Below are 24,201 nucleotides of genomic sequence, written 5' to 3'. Positions count from 1 at the left end.
GGAAAATGATATAATTTTAATGCTAATTGCTAATTGCTAGAATATGAATTTAACTTTTTGCATAATTGTTAAAAATGAGGAAAAAAATTTGCCACGATGTTTGGCAAGCGTGAAAAATGTAGTAGATGAAATAGTTGTTTTGGACACGGGTTCAACGGACCGAACCCCAGAAATAGCTCAAGAATTTGGTGCAAAAGTACATTATTTTGAATGGTGTAATGATTTTGCAGCAGCTAGAAATGAATCTTTGAAATACGTTACAGGTGACTGGGTTTTAGTATTAGATGCTGATGAATATCTCTCACCAAAAATAGCTCCACATATTAGACAAGCTATTCAGAGCGATCGCTATATTTTAATTAATTTAATTAGAGAAGAAATAGGAGCACAACAATCTCCATATTCTTTAGTTTCTCGTCTCTTTAGAAATCATCCTGGGATAAAATTTTCTCGACCTTATCATGCCATAGTTGATGATAGTATTTCTGAGATTTTAGCAAAAGAATCTAACTGGCAAATAGGTTCTTTGTCAGAAATAGCAATTTTACATGAGGGTTATCAAAAGGGAGAAATTACTTCTAAAAATAAACTCGAAAGAGCCAAGGCAGCGATGGAAAGTTTTATTATAGACTATCCTAATGATGCTTATGTTTGTAGTAAATTGGGAGCTTTATATTTGGAAGTTGATGAAAGAGAAAAAGCGATGGAATTATTGTTTCGAGGTTTGCAAGATTCGGAGGTAGATAAAACAGTTTTGTATGAGCTACATTACCACTTAGGAATTGCCTATAGACAAAAGCAAGAAAAAGAAATGGCAAAGCGTCATTATCAAATAGCAACAGAGTTAAATATTTTGCCTAAGTTGAAACTAGGAGCATACAATAATTTAGGTAGTTTGTTGAAAGAAGAAGGAAATTTAGAGCAGGCAAAAACTAACTATGAAATTGCTTTGCAGATAGACTCTAATTTTACAGTTGGTCATTACAACAGGGGTATGGTTTTGAAAGAAATGGGTTGGTTTACTGAAGCGATCGCCTCTTATCAAAAAGCAATTCAACTTGATGCTAACTATGCAGAAGCTTATCAAAATTTAGGAGTTGTATTGTTGAAAGTAGGTCAAGTACCAGAAAGTTTAGAAGCATTTGGGAAAGCTATTAGTTTGCATGAAAAATATAACCCTATTGAAGCTAAAAGAATTAGGCAAGGTTTAGAATCAATGGGTTTTATGTTTTAGAAGTGTAAGGAGAAATTACTTCTAAAAATTAACTGGAAAAAGATAAAAGTTAGGAGCAGATAATTAACTATGAAGTTTCTTTGTAGATAGACCACTATTTTACAGTTTGTCATTACAAATGAGGTATTTTTATGAAAAAAAATTGGCGGGTTAAATGAAGCGATCGCCTCTGCTAAAAAATCAATTTAACTTAATGCTAACTATGCAGAAACTGATCAAAGTTTGGGATTTCTATTGTTGAAAGTAGGTCAAGTACTAAAAATTAACTGGAAAAAACAAAGCCAGCAACAGAGTTAAATATTTTGCCGGAAATTAGGAGCATATAATTAATTCAGAAATTACGCAGATATGCTATGTATAGCGTACTATTATATTGAATTATTAATACTATAATTAGTTTTTTTTAGATAAATATTACTTTTAAAATAAATTATGGCGGTTTTCACAAAGGTAGAATAAATTTTTATCAAATAGAAAAAACTAACAAGTAGTTAGACGAAACCCTATTTTATGGACTTGAGGGAAAAAATTTTAGAAACATATACTAAAGGTGAAAGTTACTATAGAGTTATTGCTCAGGGTTTTCGAGTTAGTTTAAACTTGATTATAAGAGTGATTTCACGTTATCAAAAAGAAAATATTCTAGAACCAATACCTATTTCCTGTCCTCAAATGATTTAGGTTATCTTTCTTTGTCGAAATGGAAAGTATAAATGTTTTTGATGATAATTCTTTAACCAATAGGTAATGCTCTTTTTTCCACACTAAACTTATCATTAATATCTTGATATTTTTCCACTGATTCCTATCTAAAAAAAAAAGTAATTATGATGGAGATAAAAGTAGTGCATTTATCATGATTTACTAATTCCATACCTCCTAACCTCACCCATAAGACAAATTTCAGCAAGCCCTACTTCTGTCGGACTCCCCTCGACTAATGACATTGAATGAAAGGTCCCTAAAGCTACTCAAAAGCCCAGGTTGAAAAGTTTTTGAGAAATGGTATTTAGATAGGGGAGTCTTAAAAATTGGGAAGAGAAAAAAGTAATCTTTGGGTGAGCTTCCAGATTTAGCAATATCCGCGGGCTACGCTTCAACTGCTATAATTGATCAAATTTGTAACTTAAAACTTCTATTAATAAACCTTCCTGAGGTAAATCAGCTTTTGCAATAGAAATAGTATCCTGATTTAGAACTCTAAGAGAAGTTCCCTCCATCAAAGTGAGAAAATCTTCCAAAGGAGCAATATCGCAGCTAGTTTCATCAGCAGCTTCAGTTTTATAGTGGGTAGGAATCACAATTCTAGGTTTTAGCACTTCCAATACCTGCTTTGCTTCCAAAGGGGTGTAAGCTTTTGGGCCACCACCCACAGGAATTAGTAGTAAATCTGGGCGACCAATCAAAATTCGTTCTTCTATACCAATAGGACTAGCTAATCCCCCCAAATGCAAAATCTTAATTCCTGCCTGTTTCCATAACCAAGCAACATTAGTGCCGAACCTGCGTCCACCCTCTCTGTCTTTAACAGTGCGAATTCCTTGAATTTGTTGACCATTAACCTGATAAACTCCAGATTCGAATAACAACATTGGTGGAGGATTACTTGTAAAACCTTCTACCACTCCTTCATCTAATAATCTACTGCTAATTAAAATTAAATCTGTATCTACTTTTGGGTCTCGATATCCTGTGGTACAACCTATTTGACGAAAAGGATTTACTAATACTTTAGTACCTTCGCCTTCAAACAAAAAGCAAGTATGTCCTAACCATTTAATAGTTAAAGATTCTCCTGTTTGAGCTTGAGAACTTTGAAATTTAGATGTTAAACCAATACCCATTACAGCCAATAAACTTGCCTGTAGATAACCTATAAATTTTCGCCGTTTCATCTTAATTTGTTTAACTCTTAGTTTGATAATAGTTTGACTTTTTAATACTATACATCTGTTAAATCTTTCTACCAATTTGAACTATTATTAATAGCTTGCCTCAGAGGAATTCTTCTAAATTATCTAGAAGCTGTAGGGATTCTCAAAGAGTTACGAAAATTACTACTTTGATAATATACATATTATATCATAACAGCGGTAAGTGCTATATTTTTTTTTATTTGAGATTTTATTGAAGACTTTCTTACCAATAAATATTTAAACTAAAGTATCAAAAATAACAAATTTTTAGACAAAAATAACAATTAATTAAAAATAAAAAAAATCGTAAATAAATACAAAATTATTATTATCAATCCTCTATAATTATATGTATATAGGTTGAATTAGGGTGCAACAAATTCTCTCGTGAATCCCATCTCAACCTCAGATAACAGAGAGGAGAATTAGAGAGAATGATAAATCTACTGTGGCTTCAAGGTGGAGCTTGTTCTGGCAATACCATATCATTTCTCAATGCTGAAGAACCAAATATTTGTGATTTAATTACAGACTTCGGCATTAATGTACTTTGGCATCCTTCCCTAGGAATAGAACTTGGTACAAATGTTCAACAATTATTAAAAGATTGTATTTCCGGAAAAATACAATTAGATATTTTAGTATACGAAGGAACAGTAATTAACGCACCAAATGGTATGGGAGATTGGAACCGTTTTGCCGATCGGCCAATGAAAAACTGGGTAAAAGAATTAGCAGAAATTGCCAGTTTCGTTGTTGCGGTAGGAGACTGCGCTACTTATGGCGGTATTCCGGCAATGGCACCAAACCCCAGTGAGTCTGAAGGTTTACAATTTCTGAGACGGAAAAAAGGTGGATTTTTAGGAGAAGACTTCAAAAGCCAAGCTGGATATCCTGTGATCAACATTCCTGGTTGCCCTGCACACCCAGATTGGATTTCGCAAATATTGGTAGCAGTAGCCACTGGCAGACTTAATGACATTACCTTAGACGAATTTCACCGCCCTGAAACATTTTTCAAAAGCTTCACTCAAACAGGTTGTACTCGCAACGTTCACTTTGCTTACAAAGCTTCAACCTCAGATTTTGGGCAACGTCAAGGATGTCTATTTTATGATTTAGGTTGTCGCGGACCGATGACTCGTTCTTCCTGTAACCGCATTTTGTGGAACCGAGTTTCTTCTAAAACTCGAGCGGGGATGCCATGTTTAGGTTGCACGGAACCAGAATTTCCATTCCAGGATCTTATGCCTGGAACAGTATTTACAACTCAAACAGTTATGGGAGTGCCTAAAGAATTACCAACAGGAGTTAACCGTAAAGATTATGCTGTATTGACTATGGTTGCTAAAAATTCAACGCCAGCATGGGCAGAGGAAGATTTCTTTACAGTTTAAAATTTGTAGTTTGGTTAAAGAAACAAAACCCAACATAATTAGGAGTTATATCATATCCAGATAACTAGTGATCAAAGTGATCAAAAAGTATGTAGTTTGTCGTCAAACTTTAGCCCTTGAAATATCTAGTTTAGGGCTAAAACCTTACTATAAGCTTTAATTCTAACAATTCAACTGGAAGTGATATTAGGCACCTAAATAAGGAACCGGGTTTATTACTCTCATTATTGTTGTTAATTCTCACTAAATTTTGTCTCATAACCTGGTTTTTGCGTAAGGTCTTAATACTTTATGAGTTCTGCTGCTCCTCAAGAAATAAATTTCTTGGCGGTAGACATTACCACACAAATAACTTTAGAGCTGATGGTTTGCCAAAGATTGAATTTTTTTGCTTTTAGCTGAAGTCATCTTTGGGATGACTTAATTATGTATTCCATTTTTTTTATTTGATGGATGGGAAACTTGCGCTGTCTCATAGACTAGGGTTGAGAGAATATCAAGTCATGGTAAAAGCCAACTTGATCTGAGAATTGCCAACAAATACAAATCATATTCAGGTATCAGCAAGTTGTTGGGTTGTGCTGGCGCTTTTCATGTTGCGTAGCAAAACCTAACCAAAACAGACTGTAGCTACTGATAAATTATGAGTGATGACTAATAACTGTATTATTCTGGAGGTTTAACAAAAAATGGTTCAAACTAAAGTACAAACATTAGACATTTCCCCCGTGGGTAGGGTTGAAGGCGACCTAGATGTAAGAGTTGATATTCAAGACGGATATGTAAGCAACGCTTGGACTCAAGCTCAAATGTTTCGAGGTTTTGAAGTCATCCTCAAAGGCAAAGACCCTAAAGCTGGCCTCATCGTCACTCCCAGAATTTGTGGAATTTGTGGTGCTTCTCACCTCACCTGTGCTTCCTGGGCATTAGATACGGCTTGGCAAACGGAAGTACCCCGTAACGCGATCTTGGCTCGTAACCTTGGTCAACTAGTGGAAACACTTCAAAGTCATCCACGCTACTTTTATGGGTTATACGCCATCGACTTAACAAACAAAAAATACCAAAATAGTCCTTTCTACGAAGAAGCTTGCAAGCGTTTTACAGCATTCACAGGTACATCCTATGAACCAGGTATTACTGTAGCAGCAAAACCCGTAGAAATATATGCTCTATTTGGTGGTCAATGGCCTCACTCTAGTTTCATGGTTCCTGGTGGTGTTATGTGTGCTCCCACTCTCACCGATGTGACCCGCGCCTGGGGAATGTTGGAATATTTCCGCACTAACTGGTTAGAACCGTTATGGTTAGGTTGTTCCATTGAGAGGTTTGAAAAAATCCAAACTTATGAAGATTTTCTGGAATGGTTAGATGAAAATCCTCATCATGCCAGTTCAGACCTTGGTTTCTACTGGCGCATGGGTCTGAATATTGGTTTGGATAAAATTGGAGCTGGTGTTGGTAAATATATGAGTTGGGGGTATTTGCCTCACGAAGACAAATATCAACACCCGACTATTGAAGGTCGGAATGCTGCTATGATTATGAAAAGTGGTGTCTATGATAGCACTACAGATATTCATCAATTGATGGAGCATACTTTTACCCGGGAGAATACTAGCCACGCATGGTATAATGAGGGTGATGAGAATATACATCCTTTTGACCGGAATACTGCACCTATTCGTAATAATGACCTTGACTTTGATGGTGCTTATTCTTGGTCAACTGCTGTATCTCACAAAGACTTAGGTCGGATGGAAGTTGGGGCTTTGGCACGGGAACTAATAGCAGGTGGCGACCATGGGGAAAGTTGGCAGCATAAAGATGGTTTAGTTTTGGATATGTTCAAGAAAATGGGCGGACCGAGCGTACATTTACGTGTGTTTGCCCGAATGCACGAATTAACTAAGTTGTATCGTCAAACAGAACATTGTTTGCGGGAGTTTAATTTGCGCGATCCTTGGTATATTAAGCCTCAAGAAAAAGATGGTCGTGGTTGGGGTGCTACTAATGCTAGTCGTGGTTCTCTCTGTCATTGGGTGGAAATAGAAGGGGGTAAGATTAATAATTATCAAATTATTGCACCGACTACTTGGAATGTAGGACCTCGTGATGGTCAAGGGGTGCGTGGACCTATTGAGGAAGCGTTAGTTGGTATTCCTATTGCTGACGTGAATGATCCGGTGGAAGTCGGTCATGTTGCTCGCTCTTTTGATTCTTGTTTGGTGTGTACAGTTCATGCTCATGATGCTAAGACAGGAGAAGAGCTAGCGCGGTTCCGGACTTCTTAGATATTACTTCAGTATGGTTTTTTAATCAGGACTTACGCCATAAGGTAAGATTATACAATGTTTGTAGAAGTTAAGGGCTACTCATTATATATGGTTGTTATGGGTAAGTTCTGTTAATATTAGATATCCAAAAACTATTGAGAATATTAATGATGTGAATTAGTATTTTAGTTAGGACTTATGTATAAGCGCTATATATGCTAGAGAATTAGTAGAACCAGAACCTTTTAATTTTTAACTTGTAATTTGTAGCTTGTAATATTATCAGGAGTTAGCCACGAGTACTACATGAGGGTGAGGGCTAATACCAGAAAGCTTTTACAAATGATATTTTCAACAAAAGGATAGAATTTGCACTTACGGCCGTTAGTTTTTTGATCACTAATTATTCGGACATGATATAGTTTGTAACTTGTAACTTGTAACTTATAACTTCTAACTTGTAAATTATAACTTTTGACTTTTGACTTGTAACTTTTGACTTAAATTAAAACTATATGTTACTAGGTTACAAAACTGGTTGAAAAAATGGGTTATTGTTAAGGATGTGAAGTCAATAAACTAGATTTTATCTAGCTTTCAGAAAATCTAAACCCCTATTTAACAAATAGATAATGTTGATGTTGACAATTATCGGTTGCGGTAATTTTAACCGTAGTGATGATGGGGTAGGAGTAATTATTGCTCAACGCTTGCAACAATATTTGAGTACACATCCCCTTCCTAATGTCCAAGTTTATGACTGCGGTACTGCTGGAATGGAAGTGATGTTTCAAGCACGGGGAACTCAGCGACTAATTATTGTGGATGCTAGTGCGACAGGTTCGGAACCAGGTGCAGTCTTTAAAGTTCCTAGTTCGGAGTTGGAAGCATTGCCAGAACCTAGTTATAGTTTGCATGATTTTCGTTGGGATAATGCTCTGGCGGTAGGTAGAAAAATTTTTCGGGAAGATTTTCCTGAGGATGTAACTGTCTATTTAATAGAAGCTGAAAATTTAGATTTTGGTCTAGAACTTTCCCCTGTTGTTCAGTGTTCTTCTGAAAAGGTTTTTCAAGAAATTGTCAACAGTTTTGAGAGTAAAAGGTAGGAGAAACTACGCCAAAATATACAAAGTATTTGATAATCTCAAAAAAAAATTAATACTAAGGACGGAAATTATCATGGATCAACAAAGACAAGAGCAATATTTTGAATTAATTGATAAATTAGCGAAGTGCCCAAATGGGAAAGAACCTGATATTTTAGATGAAAATATTGAATTAGTTGATGCAGATTTTATTTCCGTTTTAATGGAAGTAGGTCAAGCCCAAATTCATCATGGAAATCAAGATGGAGCTAAATTTTTATTCCATCTTGCTCGTGAATTAGCAAAACAATTAGGGTTTTATCCTGACCCAAATGCTTCTCAAGCTCCTGCTCAGTAAATAGATAGTTAATGTTATGTTTTCTCAAAAAGAAGCAGAAAATTTAGCAATTGATTTTTTGATTAATGATTGGGAAATTCCCCAGACTGAAAAAGATTGGTTTACTATTAGGTATGCTAAACAAGAATCTAGTTGGTATATTGTTGAAGTTGGGATAAAAGGATGTCCTGACTATTGGATTCTTCAGGTTTATGATACTGGTGAATGTGACCCTTGTTATACTTTTGTATCTCCTTTAAGTAGTTCTGAAGATACAGATAATTTGCAGGAATTACCAGAATCTATTACTAATATGATTAGTCTTGAACGTAGTTCTAAAGAAATGGCATTCCCAGCCAAAATTTGAACAATATTAAAGTTGTAAAAAATTTAAATTATCCTTTGAGGGTGGGTTAATAAAGATTACTATTTATTCTGGAAATTTTTCCATTGCTCACCCGATTTGTGATTGATTTATTAATAGCTAAAACTCAGTATTTAAGTATTAAAGAAAACATGAACTATGAAAATATTAATTAAATTGAATTAATTAAATTAAGTAAAATTTAAGCAAAATATATTAGATAGTTCAAAAGAATATTTTTCTTGTCAATTTTTTTTGTTGAAAATACTAATTTCTGTAAAATTGTGCTGCAAACTATTAGTGATACGACGGTAAAAGCGGCTTTGAATGCTATAGAATCAGAGTCTGTAAATGTTCTAGAAAAAATTCAAATGTTGATTGAAATGGCAAATGGGTTACAACAAAAACCCCAGAACTATAAACAATTATATGATGCTATTTATTTATATCAGCAAGCTATAGAATTATCTGGAGAAAATTATACTCTACTGCAAGCAAGGGCCTTAGTAGGAATGGCGACAGCTTTGAGAACAATGCCCGGAGGAGGGGTTAATTTACTATTAGAGGCAAAAGAAGCTTATGAAACTGCTTTAACAACACTAAGGGAACAGGCAAAACCTGAAGAAATTGCCGAAGCGGAAATGAATTTGGGGCTGGTGTTGCAAGGGTTAGTTCCTGATAATTTGGCAACAATGCAACAAGCAATACAGGTATCTCAACAAGCATTGTCAGTATTTACAGTGGACAAATATCCCCAAGAATATGCCATATTGCAGAATAATATAGCGATCGCTTACCTTTCTATGACTTTAGATCCAGAAAAAGAAGGTATGGGACAAGCAATGGCTGTACAGTCATTTGAGGGGGCATTAAGAGCAATTAACCTGATCGAACATCCTAAAGAATACGCGATGTTGCAAAATAACTTGGCTAATGCTTTACAATATCTCCCTAGTCTCCATCCGATAGATAATAATTTGCGGGCTTTGAGTGCTTACAATGAAGCTCTAAAAGTTCGTACTGCTAAAGATACACCATTAGAGTATGCGACAACTATCTCTAATAAAGCAAATCTGCTATATAATTTACCTGATAACCCAGAAAAGCCAGAAGCCGGAAATTATCATAATTTACTTGAGGCCAAAAATCTCTATGGGGAAGCTCAAGAAATTTTTTCTCGGTATAGGGAGATGGAAAAAGCATCAGTAGTTTTGGAAGCATTGGCAGAAGTGGAAGCTGAATTGTTGTTGTGTAAAGTTTAATTTACTAGCTGACTATTAGCGCTCCCAAATATTTTAAGTTTTAGTATGTTTGCTGGTTTAGTCGTAAAGAGCAAAGATAGTTAGTTAGTTTAGTGGTTTTAGGCTTGGTGGTTAACACTAAAGATAGAAAATGATTGAAGTCAACAGTTATTGAGATTTAACGAAGCAAAATAAATGTATGAAGCAGCAAAATAAATTTATTTAGTAATAAGATATTCGGAACTTACGCAAAGGCCACTACATGAGCGTGAGGGCGAATACCAGAAAGCCTCTAAAAATGGCGTAAAAGTGAATTTGCCTAAACCCTGATGTGATCAACTTGTTAACTTTTAAATCTAAAGCCTAAAACCTAACACCTTAAAAGTCAATTGGTATAACTTGTAGAAAATAGTATGTTTCAAGATAATTAGGAGAAGAAAAATGACTTATTTACTTACGACTACTAATACTCTGATGGCAAACTTGGAGGTAATGCCAAGCTTTCATGTTTTTTTGAGTAACTTGGCTACAGGAGAAATTACAATACTGACTGCTATATTTTGGCTGGCAGTTGCTAGCTTAATTTCAATTCTTGCTGGTGCTATTGGTGGAATATGGTTAGCAGGAAAAGACTTAGGTTATGGTCTAGCTGCTACTATTGGTGGTTTGTTTGGTCCTGCTGGTGTCATTCCTGCAGTTATTGTGGGTTTGACAATTTTGAAATTTGTTTAGTTTCAAAAAAATGATTTTGAATAGGAGTTGATTTTTATGTTAGAAATAGGTTTGTATAGTGTCAAGTTGTTACTCAAGGGTAAACTGCTACGAGATCCACTTGACTTTATTAAACAAGTAGTTTTGGCAACTACAGTTGGTGCTTTACTGTTAATAGTAATGGCACAAATGGAGACAACATTGTTCTTGCCAATTATCATTTCTAGTCTAGGAACTGGAATTCTTATGCCATTTTTACTCAAAGATATGAAGTTGAAATAAAAAGCTCAAATGATTAATAAATAAGATTAATAGCTTCTTATTTCAAGAGGATAAAAAAAGAAACTTCTGATTTTGTTGCCTCCGGCTTCAGTTGGAGGCACTGTTTCTCTACAGAACACGAAAAAGGAATTTCCTACCCAGGAGAAGAATATTATGTCCGGTTGAATGCTTACACCTTGGAAAATTTTGGCAGGATATTCTGTTGCTCTCAGCACAAAGATAGAATTGGCAATTATGGGAGAAAGTTTTTTGAGAAGCGATGCTCCGGACATAATATAATTGATAACTAATAATTAATAACTGATAATTGATAACCGATAACTAATAACTAATAACTGATATGACTCAAGCTAAAATTCCTTTGCCAGAGTCTGTGAGTCTAGAAGCTCTGGTCTCTGATATTACCCACTTTGAACAGACGATCGCTCATTGGGATGAAAATCAAAAGTTAGTAGTTGAGGGATTGAAAAATGCTATTGAAGCATTACACAAAGAAGCTTTGACTAGATTAATTCGTAGTGTGAAAAAAGAATCTATGCCAGCACTGCGTGAAGCGGTGCAAGATGAGGTAGTTTATGGTTTATTGCGTTACCACGAATTAGTTAAACCACCCACACCACCTTTAGAAATTAGGATTCAACAAGCATTGGATGAAGTTCGCCCAGGTTTGCAAAGCCATAATGGTGATGTGGAGTTAGTTGGGATAAAATTGCCCGATACCGTAGAGGTCAAGTTAGTGGGAAATTGTAGTAACTGTCCTGCTTCCACATTAACCATGAAAGACGGTGTGGAACAAGCTATTAAAACCCATTGCCCAGAAATTAAAAATGTAGTTTCTGTACATATTTCTGGCATTAGTTAATTTGGCTATGATTTTTGTGTTTAGGGAGTAGATACAGCTCTGGTTTTATCCATAGTTGCTACTAAAACCCCAAGGTGAGGGGAACCCGCGCTGTTTCAGAAAGCAGCGTCGGGAGGATGTTAATGTTTTACATCCCAACTACGTCCCAAGTTGAACCAAGAGATCCAGGGTCAACGATCTGATTACGTGTGCCGTCATTATTCATCAACCAAATACGGTTAGATCCATTATTTTCATCGCGCCAGAGAATATCTGCAACTCCATCACCGTTGAACTCTGCTACTCCTGCTACATCCCAAGCTGAATCATAACTTCCTGGGTCAACAGAACTCTGAACTTTCCCCTGATCATTCATTAACCAAATCTGATTACTTCCTTTTGTATCACGCCAGAGAATGTCTTCTACTCCATCACTATTGAAATCTCCTACTCCTGCTACATCCCACCTTGAACTAAGACGGCTAAGGCGATCACGGTTATCAACTTCGCCCTGATCATTCATAAACCAAATCTCGTTACTTCCTTTTGTATCACGCAAGAGAATGTCTTCTACTCCATCACCATTGAAATCTCCTACTCCTGCTACATCCCAACTTGTACCAAGACTGTCAAGGCTAGCACGGTTATTAACTTTGCCCTCATCATTCATAAACCAAATCTGGTTTTGAGATTTATTACGCCAGAAAATGTCTTCTACTCCATCACCATTGAAGTCTGCTACTCCTTCTACATTCCAGCTTGAACTAAGACGCTTGATGTGAAGACGGCTATTAAATGTGCCTTCATCATTCATCAACCAAATATAGTTAAAGCCGTATTTTTTGTGGCGCCAGAGAATGTCTGCTACTCCATCAGCATTGAAGTCTCCTACTCCTGCTACATCCCACCTTGAATAATAATTTACGAGTGGAGTACTTTTATTAAGTGTACCATCATCATTCATAAACCAAATATCACTACGCGCACGACGCCCTTTTTCCTCACGCCAGAGAATGTCTGCTACTCCATCAGCATTGAAGTCAAACTGGACAGGTGCTTGAACGTCAGGATTATTTGCTTCGTCTACAGACTTAAAAAACTCTACAGCACTAGTCAGAAAAGTTTCATCTTCAGTTGCAAGAAGGTCGAAAGCAACTGCATCTGCTCTGTCTTTGTCAGTAATTCCTGCTTTTTTTACCTTTGCATTGACTGCTGCCACGTCATTTTTAGGGAAACCATCCAGCGTTAAAAATCTTTTAGGAATGCCTATAACCTCGGCTGAGTCTTCAAACAAAGATTTTCTATCCCCCTTTTGTTCTTTGTCTTCACTCGGTACCCGCCAATACTCACCATGCTCTTGGTGTATTGTTTTTGCGGTTACATTGTTAGACTTTTGAGTATCATCACTTAAAGCAAAATCATTGTTAGGGTTACCATCATTATTTCCTAACAGCCCTTGCATTGTAGCAAAGTCAGATATATGAATATTGATATGATCGCCGTTATCAAAAGCTGTTAACTTAGCATCATCAACATCAATAATACCATCATTTCCTGCATAGGTAATTGTGTATTTGTTGCCATCACGTTCGATTTTGCTGTCCCCAATGTTTTTAGTCTCACCGCTAGCCAAGGGAAAATCAACTCCACCAACTTGGAGTCTGTTGTTAGGAAACTTCTGGTTAAAAACTACCGTTTTACCATCAACTCGGGTAGCAAAAGCTGTATTAACAGCAACTGAACTATTCTTTGCCCAAGGTTGTTGACGAGTTTGAACTACCCAGTCATCATCATTCCGCGCTGTTTCGGCCATAATAAAGTCGCCAAAGGATTGAAGGTCATATTTACGACCGTCAAAAGTGGTAAAGTGTACGTCACCCCAACCAATACCTTCCTGATCAATTCCATTATACAAATTAAGGCGACCACCTGTGGCTGTTGGCAAACCATTAATAGGAGTGATTGCATTTCGAAGTTTCTCTTCCAATTGAAGAGTACTCAAATCAGGCTGACCGGTTTTCTCATTCCTGGCTCTTCTTGTCCCCAGCATTAAAGCTGCTGCTCCACTCACATAAGCTGCGGCGGCGGAAGTACCTGCACTGTATCCATAATCATTATTTGGCAACGTACTATAAATATTACGAGGATCAGTAGAACTTCCAGGACCATTACCTGGTATATCGCTACCGCCGGGAGCAGCTAAATCAACGGATGCTCCAAAGTTGGAAAATGAGGAAAGGTTATCGTCATGGTCTGTTGCAGCTACAGAAATAATGTTTTGTGAGTCAATGCTCGCAGGGTAAACAGCATTTTCCGGATCATCAATATCAACCCCTTGATTACCAGCTGCTGCGACGAATAGTGGTGGCGGTGACGGTGGTGGTTGGCTTTCGTCATCAGTATCATTATCTATGACATTCTTCCAAAGTTCCGCTATATCATCATTATCATCATTATCATTATCAGGTAGCTTGCCCCAACTAGCATTGATTATATCTACTTTGGCAACGTTAATCGCATAGTTAATTGCCTCTAAAATAGCCATATCAGTTGCCTCTGGAACACCATCGCCATCAATATCATCAAAGGCTTTTATCGGCACGATTTCAACATCCCAATTGACTCCGACTACTCCTGTCTGATTATTTCCTACAGCACCAATGATTCCAGCAACATGAGTACCGTGACCGTGGTTGTCTGTCACATCCTCAGGATCATCGCCAAATATTGTATTAGCCGCCAAATCTAAATTTAAGTTACCTGTTAAATCTGGGTGATTTACGTCAACACCTGTGTCAATAACAGCTACACGAACAGTAGAATTAACTGTAGGAGATACTACTGGAGTTGTTGTAAAACCCCAAGCTTCTGGTGCATTAATATCTGCATCATCTGTTCCCCCAGTTTGTCCTTTATTGTTGAGTCCCCAAAGACGTCCTAGCCCAGGAGGAGAAGAACCCTCTAGAACATTATAATCTGGATCATCAGGATGATTAGGAGTAAACAACTTAGTATTTGTAAAATTCGGCTGAATATCAAACTCCGGACGGCTACTATATTCTTCAACAAACTCTTGTACATTAGTAGAATTTGGTAACTTCCACAACTCAACGCCGATCCCTTCAATTGTCGAAATTACTTCAATATCTAGATTATCACGGAAAGATTCAATCTTCTTAGAAGATGTTTTATTATCGACATCTTTAAGTTTAACAATGACTTCCCCTGGTTTGAAATCTTCAGGTAAAGGATTAATAGTTATACGTGTGCTACCTAACCTGTTGGATGTACCGTCATTAACAAAGTAGAAAAAACCTCCAGCGTTACCTTTACCGTTGTAATTGTTAGGGGCATCATACTCTAACCCCACTAATTCCTCTGATGTTAATTTGTCACGTCTTTTAACTTCTGTACCGTCAGCTTTAGTTACTGTTCCTAATCTTGGTAATCCGATGACTCGAATAGTTAGGGGATCTCCATCAGGGTCCGTGGGAGCTGTGATTCCTAAAGGTGTGTCTGTGCTATTTTCGTATACTGTGATTTTGTTCTTATCAGCTACTGGAGGATTATTCCTAGAGTTCTGAACTCTCCTCGAGCTCGGTGTTGTCATCATAGTTCTTTATTTAGAAAACTTGTTGTTTTTGGTTTTTGTTGTGCAACATTTAACCGACTCAAAGCTATACACCTTGAATCAGTACAGCATCACCAGTTAAGGCGATCGCATATGAGCTGTAAAGCCCGTAAACTCATATTACGAGTGCCATTCCCATCCTGGTGCGCAGTATATCCGCACTGAGGCTATTGAAACTTTTTGTGATCACTTAGTTTTTTGTAGTCTTTTTTTCAAGACCTACACAAGAGCACAATATATAGTCTATTTTTGGTAATTTATTTAAATATTTACATGACAATTAGAGTCTTTGCGTAAGTTTTGTTATTGCCTCAACTTTTCTATAAACGTATTATTGCCTGAACTTTCTTATAAACGCAAGGGGTTGAACAAAATTAAAGTGTACTTAATTGATACAATTATGTCTCGAATTTTAGGAAAAGATGGCCCATCTTAGTCCATTTTTAAGTAAAAATTAGCTAAAACCAAGCTAATTCAATCTAAACAAACAATTTTTTGGAGACATAACTGTTTTAGTTATGTCTTTTTTATTTTCTGACAGCATAGAGCCACAATAAAAGCCACAAAAAAATAGGCCCATAACTTAATGGACAGGCCTTACGGAAATACACTATATATCCTGTGCTAAATATAGCGATCGCTGCCAAAAAACACAAAAATTGTCATCTACATCAAAATTTTTATTAGTATTTCTCCCATCAACAACTTACAAATTGCAGTGAGGCAACATGAAAAATATCCAAGTGTATTATCAGAACCATAACCAAAATATTTACTTAACCCTGCCATTAGTGAGCAAACTTATAAAAATATCTTTTTCAAATAGATTAAGCTCATTAATTATTAATAAAATACAACTAAATATAATCAGTTTTGATGTAAAAAATTAGAGAATAGTTAAATTTTTAAGTTACACAACCATCTTGAGATTATTCAGAAAATAGTATAGAAATATAGAACTCATAAACCTGCTAATAATCCAATAGATTAACTAATGTTCAAATGGATGTCACAATCGTAATATATCCTGAACAATATAATGATTATTATGAAGTAATTAATCTAACTTAAGATAATGTAGATTCAGTTTATATTTTTCTAGTGTATATTAATATTATTAACAATAATAAAACTGGGATTATAATCATATTTATTATTAACTTGCTGCCGAAATACTTTGATAAGTAAACATCACCAAAACTCTAATAATTTTAGTTTCAGAGGAAATAAATAAACAACAAATTTTACAGTTAATTAAACTTAATTAAATAAGCAGATTATTCTATATATATTTAATTTAAAAATATAGAAAAATACCTATCAATATTGAATTAATCATCTAAAATATTCTGAAATTAAAAATTATTTTTTTTTGCGATAAAATCAAAATAATCAAAAACACAAAAAAGAGGAAACAAGCACCAATGTTAGAAAAATTAGTTGAACCATTACAATATAGTTTTATGCAGCGATCGCTCCTAGTAGCAATAATAGTTGGAATTATTTGTGCAGTAGTAGGCAGTTATTTAATGGTACAAAGATTAGCTCTACTAGGAGATGCAATTAGTCACTCAGTACTACCAGGATTAGCCATTGCTTTTTGGGTTGGAGCAAATATATTTATCGGGGCATTTATAGCCGGCATAATTAGCACAATTTTAATCAATCTAATTAGAACGCGATCGTCAATCAAAGAAGACGCAGCAATGGGCATAGTTTTTTCAGCCTTCTTTGCTTTAGGAATAACACTAATGACAATTATTCAGAAAGACAATAAAATCGACCTCAATCATTTTTTATTCGGTAATATTCTAGGCGTAACCGTTGGAGACGTCCGCGATACACTAATTATTGGTATAATTGTTTTATTAGTTGTAATCTTACTTTATAAAGAACTATTATTTTATACATTTGATCCCCTCGGCGCTCAAGCAGTAGGTTTACCTGTAAACTTATTAAACCTAGGGCTAATGATGTTAATTGGTTTAACAATTGTAGCAAGTCTTAAAGCAGTAGGAGTAGTATTAGTTTTATCCTTATTAATCACACCAGCATCTACAGCTTATCTATTAGTCAAAAGACTTCACCAAGTAATCATATTAGGAGTAGGAATAGGAACTTTATCTAGTATTAGTGGGATGTATATTAGCTATTTCTATAACTTGCCATCTGGTCCAGCAATTGTATTAGTATCATTTGGGTTATTTATACTAGCTTTTTTGTTCAGCCCCACTCAGGGAATTTTCACTCATCCCCCATCAATTTCTAGTCAGCCCTCTATCTGGCGGGAGTTAAAAAGTTTAATTAAGTCAAATTAAGCAGATCAGATCAAATTCTCTTCAACACTTAGGTTTAGCACATCTATTGTCTAATAAGGTGAGAATTATTGCAGGTCAGCAGGTCAGTAAGTCAGCATGGATAAACGCCTTAGTCACCAAGTCCGGTGTAGTAAGAATTGTCCTCTAATTTTTATGCTAGCGATATGCCAAAAACCCTATCCACCCATAAGCTTAAGCAACCAAACTTCTGACTTCTGGTACTTTTTGCTATCTAAATTTGGCTATGAGCATAATTTGTATCAATGCCTTGAGAATTAATCAGTCAGCCCTACTTAAATAATAATACAGTTAGAGGAGATGAGCAGAGTACGAGCCGTTTCACCTAATTAGTTGTGTAAACTACCAACACCAGTCCCTTGAAGTGGGATAACCTTAATAATAATGGAGATTAAATTCCTTTCCACGGGAATACTGCGCGGGTACTCCAGTCTCCCAGTATTGATCAACTAGCAAACCTGTCTCCAGTGTGTATAGGTATAAAGCAGAGTCAGGGTAATGTAGTCCTAATTCTCACCCCAAGGAAGTTGAGCAAGGTGATCATAAACGAAAATCTACTATTATGAGTCCTCATCTGAATAACTAGGGCATTTGACAAACTTAGATTCCGAAATTGTCAACTAACATATAACTCTTTCACAATCAAAACTTCAAAATTATTGAAAAAAACCCTTGACAAACTCCTAGGTATCAGTGTTAATATATTAAATGTTGACGAGATGGGGCGTCGCCAAGTGGTAAGGCAGCTGGTTTTGGTCCAGCCATTCGGAGGTTCGAATCCTTCCGCCCCAGTTAAATTAGATTCGACTAACTAAACCGAGTATATTCAGACTTAATTATATTTAAACTAATTCGACCATCAAGTAACGAATTTTAGATAACTATTTTTATTTCTTCAATTCTACTCTCATTAGTCTACCTAAATTGTCTGTACGGTAAATCCATTTACCTTTGTCATGAGACAAAATAAGACGCCAACCTTCTACTAACATTTGGCCACAAAGTTCATCATTTTTTGGTAAACCCAAACAAGTATTTGGCCAAGTCTCTTGAGTAACCCCAATAACTTTGATTTTTTCAGGTGCAATACCTATTTTACTAGCTAAATCTTGACGAACAACTTCAACTATATCATTAGGTATTTTTTTACTTTGATTAGCTATTTTTTCTAGTTCTTCACTTCGAGGTTCATTGAACTTTTTCGCATCATTAATACTAGTCAAGGAAAAAGGTTGAAATATTTCTGTATTAGCATCAGATTTAGTTTGTGTTACAGAGTTAAAAAGATTAGAAGAATTATTAGCTTTGGAAATAATTTTCCCTTTTGTTTCTAGTTGAGGATACTGAAAAACCTTAACAGCAGCAATTGCTGTTTCAGTAAGATTAGGATATGCTTCAGCAGCTAAAATTCCAGTTAATATTAATGCTAATAAAAAAGGATGAGGTGATTTCTGATAAAGCTTCCTGTCTGCATCTAGCCGATAGTTTTTATAATTATATTTCATAGTTCATATCCTTTGATTATTTACATTTTTACCTATTACTATTAGTTAGATATAGTTAGATTAGTTTTTCTTCAAGAGTTATCGAATTGTAATTAGAGTTTCTTGAGGGTAGTTCTTAAAGCCAAAGAAGTCATTAAGTAACATGTCTGACATCTCTCATTCTCACAAGATTAAATAGTCATCAGGGCTAATAACTCAAAACTTATAATGAGGTTAAATTCCTTTGTCATAAGCTAGGGAATGATAAAGTAGGTCAGGTTTAACAGGGTAGAGTACTATGGGCTAATTAAAAGTAAACCCCCTGCTTACCCCGCCAGGGAAAAACTAATGGCTTCAAAAGTCATCCCTAACTGAGCTTGAGCAGTTATAAATTTTGGAGCATGTTAATGTTTCTACGCTTTTCCCACCAGATCAGGGAAAATTCTAAATTAGAGAATATAATTTCATAATTTTTTAGCACTTTTCTCAAGGTTTAAGACTACTTAAACTGACACATTATTAGGGTTCTATATTTATTCAGCTAGCCCTAATTAATATTTAGAGGATTTAGATACAACTTAAAACTTAGTTTTTTTGATGATTATAGAAATTAGTCTAGGGTTTGCTCTCTCATACTAATTATGAAAAACTTTGCTATATTTAAATTTTCTATTCCTAAATACTTTGCCTAGATTTTCTTCGCTTCAAGCTTTTTTTTACTAGATAAATAAGTATATTAATTTATGTAATTCAATACTAGTAGCAGCCTCTTTTGTATCCGTTATTGATATATATTATTTAATTCGGTAATTTTTGTTTTTTTATACTATCAATACATTAATTCTGTATAAGATAGCTATAAATTTGCATCAAATTATTCAATTTTTTTTCTTTGCTTTTGCTGCTTATAGAGGAGAATTACAAGTTTTCTAGTCTTGAAACATTGCTTTAATTGCCATCCTCTGCCTATATACTTTTGAAACTTTTTGAGGAGATGATAATTTAGTGAAAAATATCATTCTTCTTCAAAACAATTCTGATTATTTATCTATTTTTCATAGAAAACTAAAGTATACATTTATTATACCTAGTTTATTTAAGGAATATTTTGATTTAACAATAGTTTATGTTTACCAAAATTTACTTTTATCCATGATATTGAAAAATATTGACTCCCCCTTTCATTATAGTATTTTTTCTTTGCCTTTATGCAAAGCAGACATAATTTTTATGATATTTTTTTCAATCAATATTCAGATAAAAATACTGTGAGGTTCTCTATATGCTATCAGGATTGTTTGTATCTATTAGGTGGTTTAAACACCGGATCAATTACGACTTTTCCTTTTCTTAAATTACTGACTTCTGTGTTAAGTACATTCTTTTTTTGAGTACTAGAATATAATTTATAAAAATTAGCTAATTATATAGATAAAAGGGAATTTATTTTCTCTCAATGAAATTGAATTACTAGTTAATATGCATTATTTAAAATCAAAAAAATTGGATGTTTTCTACTGCTACATTAACTATGATTAATGAGCAATAGAAAATCTGAAATCAAACCTTAAAATTTATATGGCAATTATCGCGAATAACTAATGTTGAGAACAACAAGTTTTTGATTTTGGAGAGCACCGGATCTGGGGAAAGGAAATACGGAAGAAGAAAAAATACTGTACCTCATTAATATAAGGTTCTTATATTTAAGAATTTGGTATTAAGCCCGAAAATATAAATTTCGCCCCAGTGCTTTGAAGTATAACTTGACTGGAAACTGGTAATAATCAATTAGAATATTAACAATAATAGCTAAATGAGATAGAAAAGTTAAACCTATCCAAAAAATGGGTAGCCAACATAAAGGAGTGCCTGGTGTTGGAGGAAAAAAGTAAACGCTTAATCCTATTAATGTAGTTGGTAATAATATAAATCCAACTGCTAATAACTGAATTACCCAACTCCATTCTACTTGAGGATGGTCAGCCTTCCATTTTTTACCATTCCATTTCCAGCTTAAAGGAGAAGAAGCATCTGCTATTTTTAATGATTGTTTTACCAGATCGGCAGTAAAAATATGGTTACAAAAGTTACAAGAGAAAGCATCCATCAAAGTCATTGCTGAAATTTGACCATGATAGCAAACAGGACAAGTATAAACTTCTTCCATGCTCAAATTTTTGTTGATATTTTTATAACTAGACATAGATTTTGAGAGTCAAGAAAAAAAACTATATTAGGTGGAATTCTAAACAGTAATCTTTACAATCATCTAGGGTCTGTGATAATTCTTAACTTGTAAGCATTCAGCTATTAGCCATAGATTAAACATAGGGTGTTTGATATGAGTGAGACAAAATTCAGTGTAGAAAAGCTAATAAAAGTTAGTCAGAAATTAACAAATGATAATTAGTTAATTTTTTTGATGACTTTTTTTTCTTGATTAGATAATTTTTTTTCATGAGCTGACAATAAATTTTTAAAGCTTATTCGATACTTTTAATCTATTCTATACTTCCTTACTCACCTGAATTTTGTAACTTTTAATATGTAATATTATGCCCGAGTAATATTCGGCTTACAGGTCAAATTTCGTATTTTATATCCTTCAGGGAAAGCAAAGTAAAAAAGACTTTCTCCTTTCTTATCTTTTATCCTTGATGTAATGTTATTTCCGGGTAATATTCCCCTTACGGGTGATATGTTGTATTTGATATCCATAAGGGAAAATAAAACCAAAAAACTTTCCCCTTTCTTATATTTTATTCCCTTCAGAATAAGCGACAACATCCTCCAGAGTTTAAATATTTAACTGCGCATGATATTCAAACTATATTATTTCAGATATTACCCCAAAGATTAACTTAATCCAAGAATGACAATATTTTAGATATTTAAGCTTATTATATAGAACTAAATTTATAGATTTTACCTAATAAATTATCCTAAAAAAATCCTGTTTATTACAATAATTATTATTCGTATAAATAGTTATTATTTTGATAATAAGATGGCAATTAATTAGTCAAAATACTAACTTATTTAGTTTAGAAAAGATACCTATAATGTTTCTATACAACAAGTATAAAATGCAAGTATTAACCTTACTGAATACAGGTGGACAATAACTGTAGATGACTAACTCCCGACATTCTAAGTAGAAAAAGGAAGTAAACATTAGATTTTTACTTCATGCAATTTTTTGGTATTAAATTTTTTTGTATTAGTTTTATAGAGGAGCAATAAGAGGTAAATAGCCTTTATGGAAAAACATAAATCATTTAATTCAATCAACCATTCCTGGCAGTCAATAATTCAATTTTTTGGCTTATTTTGTCTTTGCTGTTTCCTGGTCATTAGTTGTAGCCAACCTCAAAATAACCCCGACAATACTCTAACTATAGAAACAAATACAAATCGCATTACTATAGGCACAACTTTAAAACCTCGGACTATCGACCCGGCAGATGCCTACGAAGTAATATCTGGTAACTTACTCCATAACTTAGGCGATCGCCTCTACGGTTATAAGCTAGGAACAATGGAACTTGTACCATCACTAGCAACAGAAATGCCAAAAATTAGTGAAGATGGCACAACATATACTATTCCCATTCGTCAAGGGGTGACATTCCATGACGGTACTCCTTTCAACGCTGAAGCAATGGCCTTTTCTTTCAAACGTTTTATTAAAAATAGTGGCCCACCTTCTTCTTTGTTAACTAATACTATTAAATCAGTAGAAGCTACGGGAGAATACCAATTAACAATTAAGTTGAAAAAACCCTTTGCAGCTTTTACTTCTTTATTAACATTTTCTGGTCTGTGTGCTGTTTCCCCACAAGCTTATGAAATAGGTGAAAGTCAATTTAAACCTGATACATTTATTGGTACTGGTCCCTATAAATTAGCTGAGTATGGTACTGATACTTTACGCTTAGATGTATTTGAAAATTATTGGGGAGAAAAACCAAAAAATCAAGGAATTGACATTCAAATATTTTCTAGTTCAGCTAACCTATTTAATGCTTTTAAAACAGGGTCTATTGATGTAGCTTATTTTTCTCTAGACACTGACCAAATTACTAATTTAGAAGCTGAAGCTATCCGTCAAGGATGGCAAGTAATTTCTACAGATGGTAAGACAGTTAATTATATGGTTTTAAATCTCAATTTAGAACCATTAAATAACAAAGCTGTTAGACAAGCTTTAGCATCTATTATTGATAGAAAATTACTAAATGAACGAGTTTTACAAGGAAAAGCTGAACCAGTTTATAGTCTAATTCCTAAACAAATTAATAGCTATAAACCAGTGTTTAAAGAAAACTATGGAGATGGAAATTTTGCTCAAGCTAAGGAGTTATTAAAAGAGGCAGGATATTCTCGAAATAGCCCAGCCAAAATTGAAATTTGGTATGCTGCAAATTCTACTAAGAGGCAATTAACAGCTAGTACATTAAAAGCATATGTAGATCAAAATTTAGAAGGTTTAATGGAGTTAGAATTGAATAGCGTAGAAGCAGCTACTGCTTTTAATAATTTAGATAAAGGAGTATATCAAACATTTATTTTAGACTGGTATGGAGACTTTCTTGATGCGGATAATTATATCCAACCATTTTTAGAATGTATCAAAGGTTCAAAAGAAAAAGGTTGTGAAGAAGGGGCTAGTCAATTTCAAGGTTCATTTTATTATAGTGATCGGATAAATAAATTAATCCAACAACAACGTCAAGAGCAAAACCCAGAAAAGCGGCTAGCTATTTTTGTAGAAATTCAAGAATTATTAGCAGAAGATGTTCCTTTTATCCCATTATGGTTAGATAAAGATTATGTATTTGCTCAGAAAAACATCAGTGGGGTTAGTTTAGAACCTACTCAGCAATTTTCTTTCTTGAAAATTAATAAATCATAACTAGCAATTCACGGAAGTTAGACTTATTAAATATTGCCGGAAATTTCTCCATTATTTGAATTCCCCATAATTTAGTCTAAACTCTAGAAATAAGCATTCAGCTTTCAGCTATCAGCTATTAGCTGAATGTATACGAAGCTTTAATCTA

16 protein-coding genes and 1 tRNA gene are annotated in these 24,201 nt (G+C 34.6%); 13 read left to right on the top strand and 4 right to left on the bottom strand.

The window, feature by feature from the left end:
• Positions 1-43 precede the first annotated feature (43 nt).
• Positions 44-1,234, top strand: coding sequence for a glycosyltransferase (locus TERY_RS16160; RefSeq protein ID WP_011612818.1), 1,191 nt, complete (start codon positions 44-46; stop codon positions 1,232-1,234).
• Between the two features lie 1,103 nt (positions 1,235-2,337).
• On the opposite strand, the gene TERY_RS16155 is transcribed toward TERY_RS16160, so the two are convergent.
• Positions 2,338-3,129 carry an MBL fold metallo-hydrolase gene (locus TERY_RS16155; RefSeq protein ID WP_011612817.1) on the bottom strand — a complete coding sequence of 264 codons (792 nt, stop codon included), beginning with the start codon at positions 3,127-3,129 and terminating at the stop codon, positions 2,338-2,340.
• 455 nt (positions 3,130-3,584) lie between these two features.
• On the opposite strand from TERY_RS16155, the gene TERY_RS16150 reads away from it, so the two are divergent.
• The 9 genes from TERY_RS16150 (at position 3,585) to TERY_RS16110 (ending at position 11,705) form a co-directional block, all read left to right on the top strand.
• Positions 3,585-4,547 (top strand): hydrogenase small subunit, encoded by a 963-nt coding sequence (locus TERY_RS16150; RefSeq protein ID WP_011612816.1) that lies wholly within the window; start codon positions 3,585-3,587, stop codon positions 4,545-4,547.
• A gap of 689 nt (positions 4,548-5,236) precedes the next feature.
• Positions 5,237-6,841 carry a nickel-dependent hydrogenase large subunit gene (locus TERY_RS16145; protein WP_011612815.1) on the top strand — a complete coding sequence of 535 codons (1,605 nt, stop codon included), beginning with the start codon at positions 5,237-5,239 and terminating at the stop codon, positions 6,839-6,841.
• A gap of 620 nt (positions 6,842-7,461) precedes the next feature.
• Complete coding sequence (locus tag TERY_RS16140; RefSeq protein ID WP_044137665.1) at positions 7,462-7,929, top strand: hydrogenase maturation protease; 468 nt, start codon at positions 7,462-7,464, stop codon at positions 7,927-7,929.
• 73 nt (positions 7,930-8,002) lie between these two features.
• Positions 8,003-8,266, top strand: coding sequence for a hypothetical protein (locus TERY_RS16135; protein WP_011612813.1), 264 nt, complete (start codon positions 8,003-8,005; stop codon positions 8,264-8,266).
• 16 nt (positions 8,267-8,282) lie between these two features.
• Positions 8,283-8,612, top strand: a complete 330-nt coding sequence (locus TERY_RS16130) for a hypothetical protein (RefSeq protein ID WP_011612812.1) — start codon at positions 8,283-8,285, stop codon at positions 8,610-8,612.
• Positions 8,613-8,893: 281 nt separating this feature from the next.
• Positions 8,894-9,871: a hypothetical protein gene (locus tag TERY_RS16125; protein WP_011612811.1), complete on the top strand. Its 978-nt coding sequence runs from the start codon at positions 8,894-8,896 to the stop codon at positions 9,869-9,871.
• Positions 9,872-10,291: 420 nt separating this feature from the next.
• Positions 10,292-10,582: a hypothetical protein gene (locus TERY_RS16120; RefSeq protein WP_011612810.1), complete on the top strand. Its 291-nt coding sequence runs from the start codon at positions 10,292-10,294 to the stop codon at positions 10,580-10,582.
• 36 nt (positions 10,583-10,618) lie between these two features.
• A complete protein-coding gene (locus TERY_RS16115) occupies positions 10,619-10,843 on the top strand; it encodes a hypothetical protein (protein ID WP_044136869.1) in 225 nt (74 codons plus the stop codon).
• Positions 10,844-11,183: 340 nt separating this feature from the next.
• Positions 11,184-11,705 (top strand): NifU family protein, encoded by a 522-nt coding sequence (locus TERY_RS16110; RefSeq protein ID WP_011612807.1) that lies wholly within the window; start codon positions 11,184-11,186, stop codon positions 11,703-11,705.
• Between the two features lie 127 nt (positions 11,706-11,832).
• On the opposite strand, the gene TERY_RS25540 is transcribed toward TERY_RS16110, so the two are convergent.
• On the bottom strand, positions 11,833-15,297 hold the full coding sequence (locus TERY_RS25540; RefSeq protein WP_011612806.1) for a S8 family serine peptidase: 3,465 nt from the start codon (positions 15,295-15,297) through the stop codon (positions 11,833-11,835).
• A 1,442-nt stretch (positions 15,298-16,739) separates the two neighbouring features.
• On the opposite strand from TERY_RS25540, the gene TERY_RS16100 reads away from it, so the two are divergent.
• Together TERY_RS16100 and TERY_RS16095 are read left to right on the top strand one after the other, a co-directional pair.
• On the top strand, positions 16,740-17,633 hold the full coding sequence (locus tag TERY_RS16100) for an iron chelate uptake ABC transporter family permease subunit (protein ID WP_011612805.1): 894 nt from the start codon (positions 16,740-16,742) through the stop codon (positions 17,631-17,633).
• 738 nt (positions 17,634-18,371) lie between these two features.
• A tRNA-Gln gene (locus tag TERY_RS16095) sits at positions 18,372-18,443 on the top strand.
• Positions 18,444-18,538: 95 nt separating this feature from the next.
• Here TERY_RS16095 and TERY_RS25535 read toward each other — a convergent pair.
• Together TERY_RS25535 and TERY_RS16085 are read right to left on the bottom strand one after the other, a co-directional pair.
• Positions 18,539-19,156, bottom strand: coding sequence for a hypothetical protein (locus tag TERY_RS25535; protein WP_011612804.1), 618 nt, complete (start codon positions 19,154-19,156; stop codon positions 18,539-18,541).
• Positions 19,157-20,855: 1,699 nt separating this feature from the next.
• The gene (locus tag TERY_RS16085) at positions 20,856-21,341 is read right to left on the bottom strand and encodes a hypothetical protein (protein WP_011612803.1); all 486 of its coding nucleotides are present in this window, start codon (positions 21,339-21,341) and stop codon (positions 20,856-20,858) included.
• 1,056 nt (positions 21,342-22,397) lie between these two features.
• Here TERY_RS16085 and TERY_RS16075 point away from each other — a divergent pair.
• Positions 22,398-24,053 (top strand): ABC transporter substrate-binding protein, encoded by a 1,656-nt coding sequence (locus TERY_RS16075; protein WP_011612802.1) that lies wholly within the window; start codon positions 22,398-22,400, stop codon positions 24,051-24,053.
• Positions 24,054-24,201 lie beyond the last annotated feature (148 nt).

Source organism: Trichodesmium erythraeum IMS101, assembly GCF_000014265.1.
Lineage (GTDB): Bacteria > Cyanobacteriota > Cyanobacteriia > Cyanobacteriales > Microcoleaceae > Trichodesmium > Trichodesmium erythraeum.
This window is presented reverse-complemented; position numbering and strand designations above follow the sequence as displayed.